The organism is Corynebacterium sp. LaCa54, from assembly GCF_046717495.1.
Lineage (GTDB): Bacteria > Actinomycetota > Actinomycetes > Mycobacteriales > Mycobacteriaceae > Corynebacterium > Corynebacterium kefirresidentii.
Map to the genome: position 1 here is coordinate 1,382,011 of NZ_CP177115.1, position 17,268 is coordinate 1,399,278.

Genomic DNA, 17,268 nt, shown 5'->3' on the forward strand with positions numbered 1-17,268 from the left:
GTTAGTGGTCGTGGCCTTCCTTATTGTGGGACATATCTCCGTGCTCCATGTGGGACATATCGTGGCCTTCCATATCGCCGTAGTCCTCATCCCCGGAAGGCATGCTACGCGTTTGGATCTCGCCCAGATCGAGCTCTTCGCCGCCTTCTAGCTTCACCTTAAGGTCAAGGGATTCACCGGGAGCGATGTGGTTTCCCATTTCCATGAGCATGAAGTGGTCACCGCCTGGTGCAAGTTCGTGGGACTCGCCGGCCTTGACCACCAACGGGCTCGACATTTCCTGCATCTTGCCATCGACGGTCTCATGGATCTGGTTCACCTTGGCATTAAGACTGGTGGAAAAACCGGTGATAGCGATGTCCTTATCGGTGTGGTTCACCAAGGTGCCAAAAATAGCAGTCATGTCTTTATCTTCGTTGGCACGCACGACCGCGTCTTCGAAGGTCAGGTCCTCGGCTGCGGCGGGGGAGGACTTCTCCGCAGCGCTGGAGGTGGCATCAACCTTCGACTCGGTGGAGTCATTTTGGTTCTGCGGGGAGCAACCCGCCAGGGCAAGGCCGGCCACAGTTAACCCCACAAGGGCAATGCTAGAAATCTTGGACATTATTTTTCACCTTCCGAATCAATGCGACGAGACTTGCCAATAAATAGGGCAACTACTGCGGCAATTGCCAAAACGCCGCCCACGCCCAAAATGATTTTCAGCGACATCGGCAGCCCCTCGGTTGCTTCCTGGTCTGTCGCGTCAGACTCGCCAGCCTCGGGGTTTTCGGCCCCGTCACCTTTAACGGAAAATTCCACACCACCGCGAGTAGCGTGTCCATCCGAAGACGTGATTTGGAAACCCACCTGGTAGTTGCCCGGCCCAGGGTTAACCCCCTCAGGAGTCTCAATTGTGAGGTCTCGTTCATGGAGCTGCGGTTCCTGGCTAAAGAGCTTCTCACCGGTATCGGCGTTGGTTACGGCAAAGGTGTTGAAGTCCTCTTTGGGGATGCCAGAAAACTCAAGGGTGATTTCCTTAGGGAACTCATCGAGTAGATCGCCGTCTTTGACCGAACCGCCAATAACGGAGTCGTGCGCGAATGCGGCAGGCATCGACCCGCCCAAGACCAGTGCGGCTGTGCCCACTGCTGCGGCTGTGCGGCGCAGCCAAGGTACGCGGTAGCCCATAGATAGCTCCTTTGTGATGTTGGAAAAGCACAAGTTGAATTGTCAGACATACTAGCCCCGCGACTTGCCATAGCGGCAATCACAAAAGCAGCGCGTCGAGTCATATGTCGGCTTGAACTGGGCTCGAGTTCCGCTTCCTTAATAAAAAGAGGTATTTATCACTATTTAAGCCAAGTTGACTCAATTCCAGCGGACCTAGCCTTAGGACCTCTCCCCCTGCCGGGCATTAAAAAACGGACCAGAAACCATCAGAGCAAAAATAACCAGGGCGACGCCAACACCGATGAGCGTCAAAGGCCACGCCCCGCTGCCACTGCCTCCAGCCGCATCTGCCGCAGTAAGGCCCATAAAGAAAAGCACAGTCCCCGAAACAAAAGACGCGAAGCCGCAGGCTCCAACCAATAGCGGTACCACTAGTGCGCGTGACATCTTTCCTCCTCCGCTTTGGGTTATGACTCTTCAAAGGCAAGCGTATCGCACAGCACACGGAAGGAGACAAGAAAAAGCCGCCCCGTCTCTGGGGCGGCTACATGGAGCGGATGACGAGACTCGAACTCGCGACCCTCACCTTGGCAAGGTGATGCGCTACCAACTGCGCTACATCCGCACAACAAACCGGAGTTTGCTACAGAGCCTAAAAAGAGACTCTCGTGCGCGATACTGGGATTGAACCAGTGACCTCTTCCGTGTCAGGGAAGCGCTCTCCCACTGAGCTAATCGCGCTTAATGCCCGAAGGCATTAAGAAGTTGAGGTGGAAACGGGAATCGAACCCGTGTGCACGGTTTTGCAGACCGTTGCCTCACCACTCGGCCATTCCACCGTGGCGATACCGCCTCACACAATACAGTGCTGGAGCGGATGACGAGACTCGAACTCGCGACCCTCACCTTGGCAAGGTGATGCGCTACCAACTGCGCTACATCCGCATGCGAAACCAGGCCCGGTTTCTAGGACAAAGTCCTTGTGCGCGATACTGGGATTGAACCAGTGACCTCTTCCGTGTCAGGGAAGCGCTCTCCCACTGAGCTAATCGCGCGCTATTCACTTAGAATCACTCTTCACAGGTAGCCCTTTGAAAAGCGTGGAGCGGATGACGAGACTCGAACTCGCGACCCTCACCTTGGCAAGGTGATGCGCTACCAACTGCGCTACATCCGCATTGCGCCGCAAACTTTTATTCCGTTGCGGTGCGAGAAGAAACATTATCGTGCTCCGCGCCAGTTTCCAAATCCCCAGCCCAGCGCCTTGCTTTTAACCGCCGATATTCCACGTTTGTACGTTCCCAAATCACACCGGTGTGATTCTTGTGGACCGCAGGCGCCCAGCCGCCTCCCGCTCATGAGTAGCCCTACGCAGCCAATTAGGTATTTGAATTTCAAGCGGTGTACATTTAGCCACCGCACGGTCCTATAGCTCAGTGGGAGAGCGTTCCGTTCACACCGGAAAGGTCACTGGTTCAATCCCAGTTAGGACCACCACTTCCCCGCCCTGCACTCCACTTCACAGGTAGCTTGGGCGGGTTTCTTTGTGTGCCGGTAAGGTGTTCCGTCGTGTTGTGGATCCTTTTAGGCATTTTTGCTGGGCTTGTTTTGCCCGTACAGACCCTGGTTAATACGCGCTTGCGCTTGTCAACAGGCACGCCCTTTTCTTCTTCGCTTATCTCTTTCGCCGTGGGCACGGTGACCTTGCTCGTTATCGCCACCGCTGTCACCGGCGGTGAATTCGGCCTTTCCCGCACAGCTGGCCAACCACTGTGGATATGGTTCGGCGGTTTGCTCGGCGTAGTTGCGCTTACTGGGAATATTCTCCTATTTCCCCACTTGGGTGCCGTCCAGACCGTAGTTCTTCCCATCGCCGGTCAGATCATCATGGGGCTCGTCATCGATCACCTTGGGCTCTTTGACTCCCCTATATCCCCGCTGACCGTGGTTCGCATGCTAGGGGCTCTCATCGTCCTAGGCGGAGTAATCGCCATCGTCGCCGGCCCCGGCGCGCCCACGAAGCATGAGGACAGTGCCACAGCGCTGTGGATGTGGCGCTTAGCGGGGTTTGTTTTTGGCTGTTTTACGGCAAGCCAATCCGCGATCAATGGTCACCTGGGCCAGATTACTGGCTCACCTGTTAGCGCGGCTTTAGTTTCTTTTAGCGTCGGGGTATCTGCCCTTGCCATTGTGAATATTGTTCTACGCTGGCGACCTCGCATTGAGCGCCCCGAGGGGAAGAACAATCCCTGGTGGATGTGGGTTGGTGGCGTCCTGGGTGCCTTGTTTGTTTTTGGCAACGCGGCCTTAGTACCGCAGCTGGGAACGGGGCTTACCGTGGTTGCGACGCTCCTCGGCTCCATGCTGGGGTCCGTACTTATTGATCGCTTGCGTGGCGCCCGCGTAACGCTGCGCCAGGTAGCCGGCATTGCAGTGATACTGGCCGGTGTGATTCTCATCCGTCTGGTGTAGCCCGTCTTGCTGAGGTTATGGCGCTGTTATTGCCATGCTGGGCACTCGCCGCTCTGGCTACACTGGGATGACATGGATATCTCTTCGCTTTTGGGTCCTGATTCCCGCGACACATTCACCATCCGTACGAATATGGTCAGCACGTTGACCGGATCGGCGACGATGAACCATGTCTCAGAAGACATGGGAAATGACACCGATGGACAACTTTTTGCAGCTCTACGGGACTGGGCAGACGTGGTGTTGGTGGGCGCGCAAACGGTGCGCGCAGAAGATTACTCCGGCGTTGTTCCTAGCACCGATGGCTCGCGCCCAGCTCCTATTGCAGTGCCTTCTCGCAGCCTTGATTTCGATATCGACTCGGACTTTTTTACAGACTTTACTACCCCACCTGTCATCTTGGCCCCACACAGCAGCTGGGAGGATGAAGACATCGTTACCCGAATCGAGGCTATTGAAAGCACGGGGGCGGAGGTCTGCGATGCCGGTGAAGGAAGCGTGCGCGACTACATATCCGTCCTGAAGGATCGCGGGTTTAAGCGCGTGCTATGTGAAGGCGGTCCAGGAATGATTGGGCAGTTGGTAGACGCCGATGCGATTGACCAGATGTATTTGACCCTGGATCCGCATCTGTCTACCGGCGTAGAGACTCCGATGGCTACTTTTAAGGGCGAGCATTCCCACCGCCGCATGCAGTTGGAAAATGTCGCGGCCGATACGGATGGCACGGTGTTTCTGCGGTATTCCCGCACCCGCGAGGACGTAGACTAAGGGCCCGTGAATTCCCGAATCAATGTTGCCGCTTGGCCCGTGGCCGTATTGCTCGTTGTGCACCGCGTATTCATCATTGCGCGCAACGGCACGCCAACGGATGATTTCACCACCGTGTATAACGCGGTGGCGCGCATGTCCAGCAGCCAGCCGGTCTACGAGCAGGCCTATAACCACGTTGACCCGCTGTATCTGTATACCCCGGGAGCCACGCTGCTGCTTGCGCCATTAGGGCACCTAGACTTCTCACTTGCGCGAGGACTATTCATCGTGGCGAATGCGGCCGCGATCATCGCGGCACTGGCGGTGCTTACCCTTATAGTGGACCGCAAGCTCACCTCGCCCGTGTGGCCGGTATCTATTGCGCTGGCGTTTGTCACGGAGTCAGTGACCAATACGCTTGCCTTTACCAATATCAACGGCGTTCTCTTGCTGTGTCTGGCCGTGTTTTTGTGGGCCTTTTTGCGGGCCGAGCGCACCCCGTGGTTGGGCTGGGTGGCAGGCGTGGTCATTGGCCTTGCCATCGTCATTAAGCCGCAGTTTGCGCCGCTGCTCTTCCTGCCCTTGGTAAAGCTCCAGTGGCGCAGTCTCGCCGAGGGCATCGGAGTTCCGGTGATTCTCAATCTACTGGCGTGGCCGGTGGTGCCGGGCGCCAGCGGCTTTTTCGAAAAGCTGCTGCCCTATCTTTCGGAAACTCGTGACTATGCCAATTCTTCCTGGGCGGGTTTCCACGCCTACGTTAATTTTGGCGCCGGGTTGTATTGGACCGTGTGGCTGATTTTTGCCGGCCTTACGGCCGCAGCGATTCTCGGGCTTTTACGCTGGCGCAACTCCGACCCAACCTTGTGGGCACTGACCACTAGCGGGGCGATAATGGTGGGAATTTTCTTCCTGTCTTCCCTAGGCCAGCAGTACTATTCCATGTGGCTTTTCCCGCTGATGTTTACCGTTGTGCTCCCGCGCTCGGTATTTCATTCCGCGGGAGCGTGGTTGGCGGCATTTCTCTTTTTGGCTCCGGTCTCGTGGGCGTCTACAGCGCACCCGGATGCTGGACGGTGGATGAATTTTTTCACGGCCACGGCAGGATGGGCGCTGCTTATCGTCGCAATTTTCGCTACGGTCGCTGGCTGGTGGCGTGCCGCGCGCAGAGCGGTTTAGACTCGGCCCATGACCGATTTCAAGCTCATTGCTGATACCGAATGGCGCCAGCGCTTAAGCCCCGAGGAATACTATGTTCTGCGTGAGGCAGGTACGGAGCCGCCCCATGTAGGCGAGTACACCAATACCACTACCGAGGGTGTCTATTCTTGCCGCGCGTGTGGAGCGGAGCTTTTCCGTTCCACGGAAAAGTTTGAGTCCCATTGTGGCTGGCCGTCTTTCTTCTCCCCGCTTGCCGGAGACAAGATCATCGAGCGAGAAGATAACTCGCTAGGCATGCGCCGAGTAGAGGTCTTGTGTGCCAACTGCGAATCGCACCTAGGCCACGTCTTTGAGGGCGAGGGCTACGACACCCCTACTGACCTTCGCTATTGCATTAACTCCATTTGCCTTGACCTGGAGGAAAAACCGGTAGAAGGTGGCACCGCTTAAAGGGCCCCGCCACAACTTACGCCCCGTCAACAGCCTGGCTGCCAGGCTAGTGAAAGGGGCGCAGCCCGGGACGTCGCCAAGCAGTGCTTCTGCTAGGCGGCGTTTCCTTTAGGGCAGTACTGCAATGAGTTCTGCCACGTCCTTGACGCGACGGCCGGTGTGGAAAGGAATTTCCTCGCGCACGTGGTGACGGGCTTCGGTATAGCGCATCAGGTACATCAGGTCGACGATACGGTGGAGCTCATCCGCCTCAAAGGCCAGAATCCACTCGTAGTCACCCAACGCAAAAGCCGGTACGGTATTAGCTCGCACATCAGGATAATCACGCGCTTGCATGCCGTGCTCCATAAGGATGCGGCGGCGCTTTTCCTCGTCCATGGTGTACCAGTCATAGGAGCGCACGAAGGGATAGACCGAAATCCACTCCTTTGGCTCCTCGCCCATGATGAAAGACGGCAGGTGCGACTTATTAAACTCCGCTGGACGGTGCAAAGCGTTGCCTACCCAGGTCACTTCGCTAACCTGGCCCAAGGTGGTCTCGCGGCGAAAGTCCCCAAAGACCTTCTGCAGGTCAGAGAATTCCTCGGCGTGCCACCAGATCATAAAATCAGCAGAATCGCGCATAGCCGTGAGGTCATAGATACCGCGCACCGTCACTTTGCCAGCCTCTTCAACGTCGGCGAAGAACTTCTGCGCTTGGGCGATGATTTCCGCTCGCTCGGTGCCGAGCGCCCCCGGGATCACCTTAAAAACTGCGTGCTGGGAATATTGCTGAACCGCATTGAGTTCCTTGTAGTCTAGCTTCGCCATTGCGTTCTCCTTTGCCAAAGCCTCTGGGTAATCGGACATATCCATCATAAGTTGGATATGAAACCTTGTCACTTCCCCCGCCGCGGGGATGCCGACACGCTCTCGCATCGGCGCGCCTCCCCCAGCTAGAGGCTGGGAAACTATAGCTTGAACGTCGTGAGCAATTCCGAATCGACCACCCCACGCAGCGCCGAGGCTTCCGCCCCCACTCCTTTGCACAGGCAAGCGGAAAGCCACGAACCAGCTACCCCCGCCGCATTCACCCAAGCAGTGGAGTCAATGCACGCGGCCGACCTGCGCCCCGAGATAACCCTGGGCTCCATTCGCCCACCGCAGCGCCTTGCGCCGTTTAGCCACGCTATCGGCCTCGAGGTGGGAGGCGAAGACAACCCAGACATCGTGCCCACTGATGCGGAAGGCGATGCATTTGGCCGCCTTATCTTGCTCCACGATCCGGGTGCTGAGGAAGCCTGGGAGGGCGCTATGCGCCTTGTGGCGTATATTCAGGCCGATATGGATGATGCCGTAGCAGGAGATCCGCTCTTGCCCGATGTGGCTTGGCAGTGGCTCAATGAAGGCCTAGAAGAGGAAGGCGCCGACCACACCAACTTGGGTGGCACCGTCACCTCTACCGCGTCCGTTCGATTTGGGGAGATTGGTGGCCCACCGCGCGCCTATCAAATTGAAATGCGTGCTTCGTGGACCGCTGAAGGCCTCGATCTGGCGCCTCACGTGCAGGCTTTTGCAAAGGTATTGGCTAACGTTGCCGGCCTCCCTCCTGAGGGCGTTACCAAGCTCGGCCACTAGAATGCCAGAATTGCGCAGCCGGCCGGTAGAGGGCATCCCGGCGGTCCTTGCTACCCGGGATGAATTCACCGCTGCCGCCGCACGCCTAGCTGCAGGTACGGGCCCGTTTGCCATCGATACTGAACGCGCCTCTGGTTATCGCTACGATGACCGCGCCTTCGTAGTTCAAATTCGCCGCTGCGGCGCAGGCACCATGCTTTTTGCCCCTGAAGGCCATCGCGCGGAGCTCACCGCTGCCCTCGCCCCAGTACTCAACGGGGCGGAATGGATAATTCATGCCGCGCATTCGGATTTGCCCTGCCTAGGGTGGCTTGGGCTATTCCCCGGCTCCATCTTTGATACCGAGCTAGCGGCGCGGCTCGCTGGTTTCGACCGCCCGAATCTGGGCACAATGGTTGCAGAGCTTTTTGATATCGAATTAGAAAAAGGCTACGGCGACGCTGACTGGTCAACCCCGCAGCTCAGCGAGGAACTCAAGGCCTATGCCGCACTAGATGTGGAGCTGCTCCTCGAGCTTGCCGATTCACTACGCGATATCTTGGCCGAACAAGACAAAATGGATTGGGCGCTAGAGGAATTTTCCTCCATTGTCCGCGAGCATGCCGGTGATACTCACCCGCAGCCACCTACTTGGCGCGACCTAAAGGGAGTCTCCAACCTGCGCAACGGCAACCAGCTTACCGCCGCTCGTGCGCTATGGCTCAAACGGGACGCAATAGCTCGGCGCACCGATACTGCACCCGGCCGGGTTTTAGCGAATAAGACGCTGGTAGAAATTGCGCGCGCTCTCCCCACCTCTGGCAGCGATTTGGCCCGCATCAAGGGTTTTCCCCGCCGGCGCAAGGGGGCCACCGCCCGCTGGATGGCGGTGCTAAACCAGGCGCGCGCCATTCCCCCGCACCAGCGGCCTCGCGTGCACCGTACCCCGCATCCGGTCCCTTCCAAGACCATCTGGACTAAGGACTACCCTGATCTCTGGGAGATATATCAAACTATTCGCGCCGACATCGCGGAACTAGGCGATGATCTTGGAATGTCCTCCGAGCTTATTATCCGCCCCGCCACCGTGCGCGCCGCAGTATGGGCGAAGGTAGGGGTACGTGCTGATAAACGCCACCGCGGACCTGATTCTGTTGCCGGTTCCATCCGCCAGCCAGACGACGTCGCTGCGTTTCTCCGCGCGGAAGGCGCGCGCGAATGGCAAATAGAATTGACCGCCCCGCTTATCGTGGACGGTCTTTTCTAGAAGATATTTATCAGGACAGGCCTAGCCTTCATTTCCCAGCTCATTGGCATCAGCAGTGAAGTTTTCTACCCACTCGCTAATCGAGGCCGCCATAAGTTCAGGGGTAAGCCCGAATTCCTCTAGGACCTCGCCGCGCGAGCCGTGCTTAGGGAAGTATCCCGGAACGCCAAGTCGGCGCACAGGGGTATTTACCTCGGCTGCGCTGAGGGCTTCAGAAATCATGGAGCCAATACCGCCGCGTACAAGGCCGTCTTCTGCCGTAACCACCAGATCGTGGTCAGCGGCGAGTGCCACAATAGAACTTGGAACCGGCACAACCCAACGCGGGTCAACGACGGTTACGTTAACGCCTTGCTCTCCGAGCAGCTTCGCTGCCTCGATGCTGCGCGCGGACATGGCACCGATAGAGACGATAAGCACCTCTGGGGTGTCCTCGCCAGCGTCGGCTTCGCCGTAGTGGAGGATGTCGACGCCATCCCCCAAGGTTTCTACCGCATCCATATCCGGCAGCAGGTTGCCTTTAGGGAAACGAACTACGGAGGGGCCGGATTCGATTTCTAGCGACTCCCGTAAGAGCTCCCGCAGGCGCGCGCCATCGCGCGGGGCGGCAATGTGTATGCCCGGTACGATGCTCATCAGCGCCATATCCCACACACCATTGTGCGATGCTCCATCGGAACCGGTAACCCCGGACCGGTCGAGCACGATGGTTACTGGCAGCTTCAGCAGCGCAATATCCATAATGACCTGATCCACGGCTCGATTTAAAAAGGTGGAATATACCGCCACGACCGGGTGCATACCCCCGAGCGCAAGACCAGAGGCGGAGGTCATCGCGTGCTGCTCTGCGATTCCCACGTCAAAGAAGCGTTCAGGAAAGCGCTCTTGGAACGGCGTGAGCCCAGTCGGCCCTGCCATGGCAGCGGTAATGGCCACAATGTCTTCGCGTTTTTCAGCAGCGGCTACAAGCTCTTCTGAAAAAGCTGCGGTCCAGCCAGGCTGCTTAGTTCCTTTTGCCACACCGGTGACCGGATCAATAGCACCGGTTGAGTGCATCTGATCCTTTGGCTCATTGACGGCTGGGGCAAACCCATGGCCCTTTTCAGTAACCACATGCACAATGATGGGTCCGTCATAATCGCGGGCATAGGTCAGGGCATGCACCAAGCTATCGATATCGTGCCCGTTAATCGGACCGATGTACTTCATGCCTAGTTCCGGGAACATCTCGGTTGGCAAGACCGTAGACTTGACGCCTTCTTTCATGGCATGCAGGGCATCGAAGGCCCGCTCGCCTACCCAACCCATTTGTTTCAGGCGGCGCTTGCCCTGCTCCATAAGTTCGTCATAGCCGTGCTGAGAGCGGATACGACCAAGATTTTCCGAGAGGCCGCCGATGGTGGGCGAATAGCTGCGGCCATTGTCATTGACCACAATCACCGCATTGCGGTCCTTGTCCTCGGAGATATTGTTGAGTGCCTCCCAGCACATACCGCCGGTCAGGGCGCCATCACCAACGACGCCGATAACGTTGCGGTGACCATCGCCGCGGATTTTAAAGGCCTTTGACAAGCCATCCACCGTAGACAGCGAGGCCGAAGCGTGCGAGGACTCGGTCCAGTCATGCTCGGACTCGCCGCGGTCCGTGTACCCCGAAAGACCATCTTTTTGCCGCAAGGTATCGAATTGATCGGTGCGACCGGTAAGCATTTTATGCACATAAGACTGGTGCGAGGTATCAAAAATAATGGGCTCGCGCGGGGAATCAAATACGCGGTGCAACGCTATGGTCAGTTCCACCACGCCCAAGTTGGGACCCAAATGTCCGCCTGTGACGGAAACCTTATCAATGAGACGCTGCCGAATCTCTGCCGCAAGCTCTTCAAGCTTGTCTGCGGACAGTGCCTTGAGATCCTGCGGCGAGTTAATGGTATCCAAGATAGTCATGGAGCGGACTTCAACTCCTTCTGTGCTTAGTTCTTCTTTTCTACCGTACCCGCGGCGGGCGGTGAATATTATATTCCGGCTAGGGCGCGGCACCATACCCGGCCGCGCCTGGGCACCTATGCGGCGCATTAGGCAGGGGTAATGAGCGCAATCGTTTCGAAGTGATGCGTTCCGGGAAACGCGTTAATGAGCGCCATTTTTTCAATCCCGTACCCGTGTTCGTCCCAGTAATGCAGATCGCGAGCAAAGGTGGCTGGGTCACATCCCACGTGCACGACCGCTTGGGGTGCAGCGGCCGCCACGGAACGAATCACGTCTTTGCCTGCGCCGGTGCGTGGGGGATCGAGGACTACAGCGCCTGGTTTAGGTAACTGCGCAGCAACCTGCTCCACCTTCGCGGATTTTAGTTCCACATCGCAGTCCGCCAGGCAGGGCTGCTCCGCTGCCGTTGCCGCTGGCGAATAATCCACGGAGATGACCTTGCCCTGCACGGCTGCTGCCAGTGCTGGAACGAAAAGCCCAACGCCGCCATAAAGATCCCAGGCGGTACGTTCCTGGTACTCACGTTGACCGAGCCACTCAGTTACCAGCTGGGTATACGCTGCCGGCGCCTGACTATGGGCTTGCCAAAAGGCAGTGGCGGGGAAGCTAAACGTCCTACTACCCACATGTTCTTGCACTTGGCCGCTGCCTTCTACCACCTCACGGATGGTCTCTACGCGGCGTCCGCGCGGGGCTTTGCGGGTTTCTACTACATGGCGGTCTCCCGCGCCATCGACAACAGCAATGACCTCTGCACCTGGGGTAAAACGACGTGCGCCTTCTCCGACGAGGCCGTCTGCCAATCCCGGAGCCAGCTGCGTACAGGCGGCTGCCGTAACGAGCTCATTGGACCGACGCTCACGGGTTCCAGCACGCCCTTGCTTGTCGACGCCCCACCGAACCCGAGTGCGCCAGCCCCTCACCGGCTCTAGGGTGTGTTGTTCAATGTCTAGGCCCGCACTGGTTTTAACGCCAGTGCGGCGCAGCTGCTCCGCTAAGATTTCTGCCTTAATCCCAGTTTCGGCCGCAGGATCTAGCTCTGCAAAATCGCAGCAGCCTGCCCCTTGTTCCGCAGCTGGGCACGACGATGGCACGCGCAGCGCACCCGGGGTCACTACACTGTCCAGGTCCGCCTTAATGAACGACTTCTTGACTCGGCCGGCCTTAGCCTTAACGACGTCTCCTGGAAATGCGCGTGGAACAAATACAACTCGCCCATCAGGCGCCTGGCCGATTCCTTCCCCGCCGTGTGCCATGCGGTCAATTCTCACCTCAAGAATATCGCCCCGGCTAATCGTAGGTTCAGTCATTTTCTACCTCGGCCTCTTGTAGTGGTTCTGGTTGTGCCTGCGTACGCTCACCCGCGCCTGTAACTTCCTCCACAGCTGTGTCCGCGCGCCGCACCATCCACACGGTAAGCGCCGTTACCAGAAGGGTCAGGGGCCATCCCATTAGGATTCTGGTCACTCCCAATGCTGTAGTTGCATCGGCATCATAGATGGCGCGCTGGACAATAAAACGGGCGAGAAAGATTACCGCCCACCCACCGGTAGCTATGGCATAGGCCCGGCGCGCTGGGGTAATCTTCTGCCACTGCATTTCCTCGCCGTTAATCCCCTTCCAGATAACGCCCACCGCGGGCCACCGGAATAGGATCGAGAGTACGGCGGCAATACATAGCGCCAACGACATCCAGATACCGTACAAGAAATACCCTTTGGCATCACCGGTAAACCAGGCGATTGCCGCACACAGAGCGACGCCCAAAAGCCCCGATATGGCTGGCTGAAGGGTCTCTTTGCGAAGCACCCTCCAGATAGCGATAGCAACGGCTACACCAAGCGCCGCTGCGAGGGCTGGGCCCAGCCCAAAAAAGTTATTGACTGGAATCAGCACAAGGACCGGCAAGGTAGCGGAAACGAGCCCGGATAGCCCACCCATTTGTTCCAATAGGGTGGGTTCGGCTTGAGACTCATTAGCGTCAAGGTTCTTTGCGTCCTGGGAGGACTGCGGCGAGGAAGAATGTGTCACGTGGTTTACTGCTTTGCCTAGTCTTTGGAAGTAGGTGCAGAACCCTCATCGGGGTCCTGCGGGGACGATCCATTCTCCCCCTCCTGTGGGGTGCCGCCCAAATCGCGCAAGTGCTGTTCCGCCTCTGCTTCTGCTGCAGGGTCTGGACCGCCAACGCCGTTTTCTGGGTGGTTCTGGGCATTAGCGGCTGCCTGCTGCTCCTGCTGGCGCTGGTCCATGGCCTGCTTGACTTGCTCTACGAGCTGCTCGGGCATGATGACCGGCAAAGCGTTTCCGGCCAAGATGGGGTCTTCTCCACGGTAGACAAAGGTGCGCGCGGCTACCTCGCGGGCCATTTCTGCCAGGTCAGCTTCCATTCCTGCCGGTGCCGCCAGCGTCATGCGCAGCATCCACCGTGGGCCATCTGCACCGATGACGCGAACCTGGCCATTGTCGTTTTTACCCACGACCTCAGCACCCCACGGGCCTGGCTCGGTAGTAACGGTGAGACCATCGCGGCTCATGCCTTCCTTGATCTCCTCGACGGATTCTGCCCACTGGCCCGGCTTGCGTGGGGCGGCAAAGGCTACGGGGGTAATTCGGCCCACCTTGGTTACGATGTGCAGCATCCGCGGGCCTTGCTCGCCCATTTCTACTTGTACCTGGGATTCCTTTGGCAGTGGGATGCGCAGAGAGCCCAAATCTAAAATGCCGATGGAAAAGTCGCTGAAATCGAAAGTTTCGATATCTACGGAGTCACCATCAAAGGGGCCGGTCTGACCGTTGATAGCGTCATGGGCAAATTCGCGTGATTCATTGCCAGAAGCGGCCGCGGCATCGGCTGCGGTATCTTCTACCGGAGGATATGATTCCTGGGCATCTTTATCCACGGACTCGGGGCCCACCGGCTTTTCGCCCTTTGCTGCAGGCTTTGCCTGCTCCTTCTTCGCATCCTCGTTCTTCTTGCCAAAGGGCCAGATTCCCATGGTTGCTACATCCTTTCTAGAAGTTTCGTTAAGTCTCTATTGCTTTAGCTACACGCCGGTAGAGCCATAGCCACCGGCTCCCCGGTCGGTGTCATCCAATTCTTCGACCTCAGCAAATCCCACTAGTTCAACGCGCTGGACCACGAGCTGAGCGATACGCATTCCGCGTTCGATTTCGATTGGGGTATGCCGGTCGTGGTTGATAAGGCAGACTTTGATTTCCCCGCGGTAGTCAGCATCCACTGTCCCCGGAGTATTAACTACCGAAAGCCCTTGTTTAGCAGCCAACCCGGACCGTGGATGAATCAAACCGACTGTTCCTAGTGGCAGCGCAATTGCAATCCCGGTGCCTACAAGGGCGCGCTCGCCGGGTTGCAACGTAAGTGCTTCTGCTGCGTAGAGGTCCGCACCGGCGTCGCCGCGATGGGCGCGTTTCGGCAGCGGAAGCTCCTTGTCTAGACGCTTGACTTTAATATCGCCGAAAGGGCTTTCTGGCTGAGAATATGGAAACGAGTCAGTCACCTGGCCAATCCTACCTGCCTTAGCAGGTTCATTCTGTGGTGCGTGTGGACTAGACTAGCTAGACGTGTCTGATACATCTGCTTCTTCCGCAACTCCGGCACCGTCGAGCTCCGCTTCTGCACAGGGCACGATGGCCCCTCAGGTGCTCTACCGCGAACGCCAATGGGTGCCTTGGTACTTTTGGCTTTTTGCCGCCGGCATCGTGGCACTTACTTCTGCTACCGCCGGGCTAAACCGCTCCATGTGGTGGACCATTATTCCTGCAATACTCCTTGGCGCCATCGCCGTGTGGGTACTTATTACGTGGTCCAATACGGTCATCGTGGTAGAGCGTGACCCAGACGGAACGCGTTGGCTCTCAGTCAAAGACGCCCAACTACCCAACGACGTGGTCTCGCGGTCTATCACGGTTCCCAAATCTGCACGGCGTAATGCGCTAGGCCCGCAATTCGATCCCGCGGCGTTCTTGGTCTCCCACGCTTGGGTGGATGAGCACGCCATGATGGTGCTCAATGATCCTGAGGACGATACCCCTTATTGGCTCATCGCTTCGAAGGACCCAGAAGCTTTACTCCATGCCTTCCTGCCGGAACAGCACTAAATTTTAAAGATTTTGTAGGCATCCTCGAACCGGCAGATTCGAGACGGCCACAACACCAAACCCCGCACTCGGCTTTAAGCAAGTTGCCGTGTGCGGGGTTTCTTTACTGCTGCGACTTCCTTTAAGCACAGTCCTTACAGATAGGCTGGCCATCCTCATCGTGGGAATAGCGCTTATTGGACTGCACTAGGAAACAAGAGCCGCAAGTAAACTCGTCTTCTTGGCGGGGAACTACCTCAACATTGAGCTCCTCACCGGTAAGGTCAACTGTTGGCGGCTGGAACGATTCGACGATTTCTCCGTCATCGTCCATGCCGTTGTTGTCGCTTTCAGCGGCTTTGAGCCCCTCTAGGGAGTCAGTTTCGAGTTCATCTTCCGCGCGCCGGCGCGGTGCGTCATAATCGGTGGCCATAATGCACGCCCCTAATGGTCAAATTGCTTTAAGGAATGGGTAATTATCGATCGCGCATAGTAAAGCACAAATGGCTAGATGTCATCTCACCGGCCGTTAGCGTGGAAAACTATTACCCCCGCAACGCGCCTGTGGCGTTGTGTGCTGCCAAAAGTTCCTCAAAGGCGGGGGCCAAATCTGCCCCCGCGGCCCAGGTAAGTTCGCCCTGAGCAGACCCCTTCTCAAAGCCTGGATGGTGCACCACCGCGCCTGCTTCGCGGGCAATAATTGCCCCGGCGGCAAAATCCCAAGCATTGATGCCGTGCTCAAAGTAGGCATCAACCGTGCCCTCAGCTACGCGACATAAATCCAGCGCGGCAGCACCGATGCGGCGAATATCTCGTACCTGGGGCAAGAGCTTGGTGAGCAGCTCGGCTTGCGCTGCTCTCCGTTGGGCATCGTATCCGAAGCCAGTGGCTACCAATGCCAACGCGGGATTTTTGGTGTGGGCGCACTGCAATGGGTGCGCCTTCCCGTCCGGGCCGGTGACCGTGGCGCCCTGACCGGCCGCGGCTGCATAAGTGCGCCCGCGGGCCACGTTGACCACCGCGCCAGCTACCAGGCGCCCCTGATATTCCGCACCGATAGAAACTGCAAAATCCGGCACCCCGTAGAGGAAATTTACGGTGCCATCAATCGGATCCACTATCCAGGTAACACCGCTGGTGGATTCCACATTGGCGCCTTCTTCCCCAAAGATTCCATCCCCTGGGCGTTGGGTACGAATGGTGGTGGCAATGAATTCCTCTGTGGCGGTGTCGACCTCAGTTACCGGATCCACATCACTGGACTTGGTGCTGGTATGCGCCGCGATGCCATCACCGGCGACAAGCTCTGCGCGCCGGGCGGCAATTAGTTCGGCCGCTCGCGTGGCGGTAGAGACGGCAAAATCCCGCAATTGGAGAAAATCGATGTGCTCAGTCATGCCAACTATTGTGCCTTCTTCTACACTGTCGGGCATGACTACTCTTTCTGGACATTCTTTTGGCGTCGATGTCGGCGGTTCGGGCATTAAGGGCGCAGAGGTGGACCTTGCCACCGGCGAATTCGTGGGCGAGCGTATGAAAATCGCCACGCCGCAGCCATCGACTCCGCACGATGTTGCCAAGGTGGTAGCCCAGATCATCCAGGAAAAGCAGTGGGAAGGCCCAGTAGGCATTACCCTGCCTTCCGTTGTCCGCAACCAAGAGGTAGAAACGGCAGCGAATATTTCCAAGGAATGGATTGGCATTAATGCTACAGAGCTATTCGCTGATTACTTGGATGCGGATTTTGCCGTGCTTAACGACGCCGACGCGGCGGGACTAGCCGAGGTTGCCTACGGAGAGGACATCGCCAAGCAGGGCTCCGTAATCTTTTTGACTCTGGGGACCGGCATTGGTTCGGCCTTCTTCTTGAATGGTCAGCTCTTTCCCAATACCGAGCTAGGGCACATGCTGGTGGGCGATGATGAAGCCGAAAGGATTGCATCTTCGGCCGTCAAGGACCGCGAAGGGCTCAAGTACAAGCACTGGGCTAAGCGGTTAAATAAGGTCCTTGCGGAGTATGAAAAGCTTTTTAACCCGCAGGCTTTCCTCATTGGGGGTGGTATCTCGCGCAAGTTTGAAAAGTGGGGCCCGCACCTTGACATTGCCACCCCCGTCAGGCCTGCACAATTGCGCAATCGTGCAGGGATTGTTGGTGCCGCAATGGCGGCGGTAGAGGGCTTGAAACCATAAAATTTATGCACTGCTGGTGACCCTATCCACCGGCAGAGTAGAAAGATCCTCTATACTGGGCGGTCGATCCTAAGTTAAATAGCTCTAAGGCGTGTCTGGCCTGCATAAGGCCACAGCGCGTTAACATCACAGTGATGGACGAG

Annotated in this window: 18 protein-coding genes and 7 tRNA genes; 9 read left to right on the top strand and 16 right to left on the bottom strand. The window is 57.5% G+C overall.

Features of this window, described 5'->3' with window-relative positions:
• Position 1: 1 nt before the first annotated feature.
• The 8 genes from ACLI1M_RS06740 to ACLI1M_RS06775 all read right to left on the bottom strand — a co-directional run bounded on the left by ACLI1M_RS06740 (position 2) and on the right by ACLI1M_RS06775 (position 2,329).
• On the bottom strand, positions 2 to 604 hold the full coding sequence (locus tag ACLI1M_RS06740; RefSeq protein ID WP_200287394.1) for a copper chaperone PCu(A)C: 603 nt from the start codon (positions 602 to 604) through the stop codon (positions 2 to 4).
• On the bottom strand, positions 604 to 1,170 hold the full coding sequence (locus ACLI1M_RS06745) for a copper resistance protein CopC (RefSeq protein ID WP_200287392.1): 567 nt from the start codon (positions 1,168 to 1,170) through the stop codon (positions 604 to 606). The genes ACLI1M_RS06740 and ACLI1M_RS06745 overlap by 1 nt, the downstream gene beginning before the upstream one ends.
• A gap of 531 nt (positions 1,171 to 1,701) precedes the next feature.
• Positions 1,702 to 1,777: transfer RNA gene (locus ACLI1M_RS06750), tRNA-Gly, on the bottom strand.
• Positions 1,778 to 1,821: 44 nt separating this feature from the next.
• A tRNA-Val gene (locus ACLI1M_RS06755) sits at positions 1,822 to 1,893 on the bottom strand.
• Between the two features lie 27 nt (positions 1,894 to 1,920).
• Positions 1,921 to 1,991: transfer RNA gene (locus ACLI1M_RS06760), tRNA-Cys, on the bottom strand.
• Positions 1,992 to 2,021: 30 nt separating this feature from the next.
• A tRNA-Gly gene (locus ACLI1M_RS06765) sits at positions 2,022 to 2,097 on the bottom strand.
• 38 nt (positions 2,098 to 2,135) lie between these two features.
• Positions 2,136 to 2,207 (bottom strand) — tRNA-Val (locus tag ACLI1M_RS06770).
• A gap of 46 nt (positions 2,208 to 2,253) precedes the next feature.
• Positions 2,254 to 2,329: transfer RNA gene (locus tag ACLI1M_RS06775), tRNA-Gly, on the bottom strand.
• Positions 2,330 to 2,574: 245 nt separating this feature from the next.
• On the opposite strand from ACLI1M_RS06775, the gene ACLI1M_RS06780 reads away from it, so the two are divergent.
• The 5 genes from ACLI1M_RS06780 to msrB all read left to right on the top strand — a co-directional run bounded on the left by ACLI1M_RS06780 (position 2,575) and on the right by msrB (position 5,985).
• A tRNA-Val gene (locus ACLI1M_RS06780) sits at positions 2,575 to 2,649 on the top strand.
• A 72-nt stretch (positions 2,650 to 2,721) separates the two neighbouring features.
• Positions 2,722 to 3,624 (top strand): DMT family transporter, encoded by a 903-nt coding sequence (locus tag ACLI1M_RS06785; protein WP_259824632.1) that lies wholly within the window; start codon positions 2,722 to 2,724, stop codon positions 3,622 to 3,624.
• A gap of 72 nt (positions 3,625 to 3,696) precedes the next feature.
• The gene (locus ACLI1M_RS06790; protein WP_248098629.1) at positions 3,697 to 4,395 is read left to right on the top strand and encodes a pyrimidine reductase family protein; all 699 of its coding nucleotides are present in this window, start codon (positions 3,697 to 3,699) and stop codon (positions 4,393 to 4,395) included.
• A gap of 6 nt (positions 4,396 to 4,401) precedes the next feature.
• Entirely contained in the window at positions 4,402 to 5,553 is a 1,152-nt protein-coding gene (locus ACLI1M_RS06795) for a glycosyltransferase family 87 protein (RefSeq protein ID WP_259824634.1), read from the top strand.
• 9 nt (positions 5,554 to 5,562) lie between these two features.
• Complete coding sequence (gene msrB / locus ACLI1M_RS06800) at positions 5,563 to 5,985, top strand: peptide-methionine (R)-S-oxide reductase MsrB (protein WP_023021414.1); 423 nt, start codon at positions 5,563 to 5,565, stop codon at positions 5,983 to 5,985.
• A gap of 108 nt (positions 5,986 to 6,093) precedes the next feature.
• On the opposite strand, the gene hemQ is transcribed toward msrB, so the two are convergent.
• Positions 6,094 to 6,795 carry a hydrogen peroxide-dependent heme synthase gene (gene hemQ, locus ACLI1M_RS06805; RefSeq protein WP_034655844.1) on the bottom strand — a complete coding sequence of 234 codons (702 nt, stop codon included), beginning with the start codon at positions 6,793 to 6,795 and terminating at the stop codon, positions 6,094 to 6,096.
• Between the two features lie 213 nt (positions 6,796 to 7,008).
• Here hemQ and ACLI1M_RS06810 point away from each other — a divergent pair, with 213 nt between their 5' ends.
• Together ACLI1M_RS06810 and ACLI1M_RS06815 are read left to right on the top strand one after the other, a co-directional pair.
• Positions 7,009 to 7,602, top strand: coding sequence for a DUF3000 domain-containing protein (locus tag ACLI1M_RS06810; protein ID WP_232212620.1), 594 nt, complete (start codon positions 7,009 to 7,011; stop codon positions 7,600 to 7,602).
• Between the two features lies 1 nt (position 7,603).
• Complete coding sequence (locus ACLI1M_RS06815) at positions 7,604 to 8,848, top strand: HRDC domain-containing protein (protein ID WP_411706481.1); 1,245 nt, start codon at positions 7,604 to 7,606, stop codon at positions 8,846 to 8,848.
• Between the two features lie 21 nt (positions 8,849 to 8,869).
• Here the strand turns inward: ACLI1M_RS06815 and dxs are convergent, their stop codons facing one another.
• The 5 genes from dxs to dut form a co-directional block, all read right to left on the bottom strand.
• Positions 8,870 to 10,795 carry a 1-deoxy-D-xylulose-5-phosphate synthase gene (gene dxs, locus ACLI1M_RS06820; RefSeq protein ID WP_023021410.1) on the bottom strand — a complete coding sequence of 642 codons (1,926 nt, stop codon included), beginning with the start codon at positions 10,793 to 10,795 and terminating at the stop codon, positions 8,870 to 8,872.
• Between the two features lie 128 nt (positions 10,796 to 10,923).
• A complete protein-coding gene (locus ACLI1M_RS06825) occupies positions 10,924 to 12,147 on the bottom strand; it encodes a class I SAM-dependent RNA methyltransferase (protein WP_023021409.1) in 1,224 nt (407 codons plus the stop codon).
• A complete protein-coding gene (locus tag ACLI1M_RS06830; protein WP_248098633.1) occupies positions 12,140 to 12,868 on the bottom strand; it encodes a DUF3159 domain-containing protein in 729 nt (242 codons plus the stop codon). The genes ACLI1M_RS06825 and ACLI1M_RS06830 overlap by 8 nt, the downstream gene beginning before the upstream one ends.
• 17 nt (positions 12,869 to 12,885) lie before the next feature.
• Positions 12,886 to 13,833: a DUF3710 domain-containing protein gene (locus ACLI1M_RS06835; protein WP_248098636.1), complete on the bottom strand. Its 948-nt coding sequence runs from the start codon at positions 13,831 to 13,833 to the stop codon at positions 12,886 to 12,888.
• Positions 13,834 to 13,881: 48 nt separating this feature from the next.
• Positions 13,882 to 14,355: a dUTP diphosphatase gene (dut, locus tag ACLI1M_RS06840; protein WP_086587552.1), complete on the bottom strand. Its 474-nt coding sequence runs from the start codon at positions 14,353 to 14,355 to the stop codon at positions 13,882 to 13,884.
• A gap of 64 nt (positions 14,356 to 14,419) precedes the next feature.
• Between dut and ACLI1M_RS06845 the strand changes: the two genes are divergently transcribed.
• Entirely contained in the window at positions 14,420 to 14,956 is a 537-nt protein-coding gene (locus tag ACLI1M_RS06845) for a DUF3093 domain-containing protein (protein WP_034655386.1), read from the top strand.
• A 121-nt stretch (positions 14,957 to 15,077) separates the two neighbouring features.
• Here the strand turns inward: ACLI1M_RS06845 and ACLI1M_RS06850 are convergent, their stop codons facing one another.
• Both ACLI1M_RS06850 and ACLI1M_RS06855 read right to left on the bottom strand, forming a co-directional pair.
• A complete protein-coding gene (locus tag ACLI1M_RS06850; RefSeq protein WP_023021404.1) occupies positions 15,078 to 15,368 on the bottom strand; it encodes a DUF4193 domain-containing protein in 291 nt (96 codons plus the stop codon).
• Between the two features lie 112 nt (positions 15,369 to 15,480).
• A complete protein-coding gene (locus ACLI1M_RS06855) occupies positions 15,481 to 16,368 on the bottom strand; it encodes an inositol monophosphatase family protein (RefSeq protein WP_200288990.1) in 888 nt (295 codons plus the stop codon).
• On the opposite strand from ACLI1M_RS06855, the gene ppgK reads away from it, so the two are divergent.
• Positions 16,367 to 17,125 (top strand): polyphosphate--glucose phosphotransferase, encoded by a 759-nt coding sequence (ppgK, locus tag ACLI1M_RS06860; RefSeq protein ID WP_239204135.1) that lies wholly within the window; start codon positions 16,367 to 16,369, stop codon positions 17,123 to 17,125. The two genes, ACLI1M_RS06855 and ppgK, sit on opposite strands and share 2 nt — an antisense overlap.
• The last annotated feature ends 143 nt before the right edge of the window (positions 17,126 to 17,268 follow it).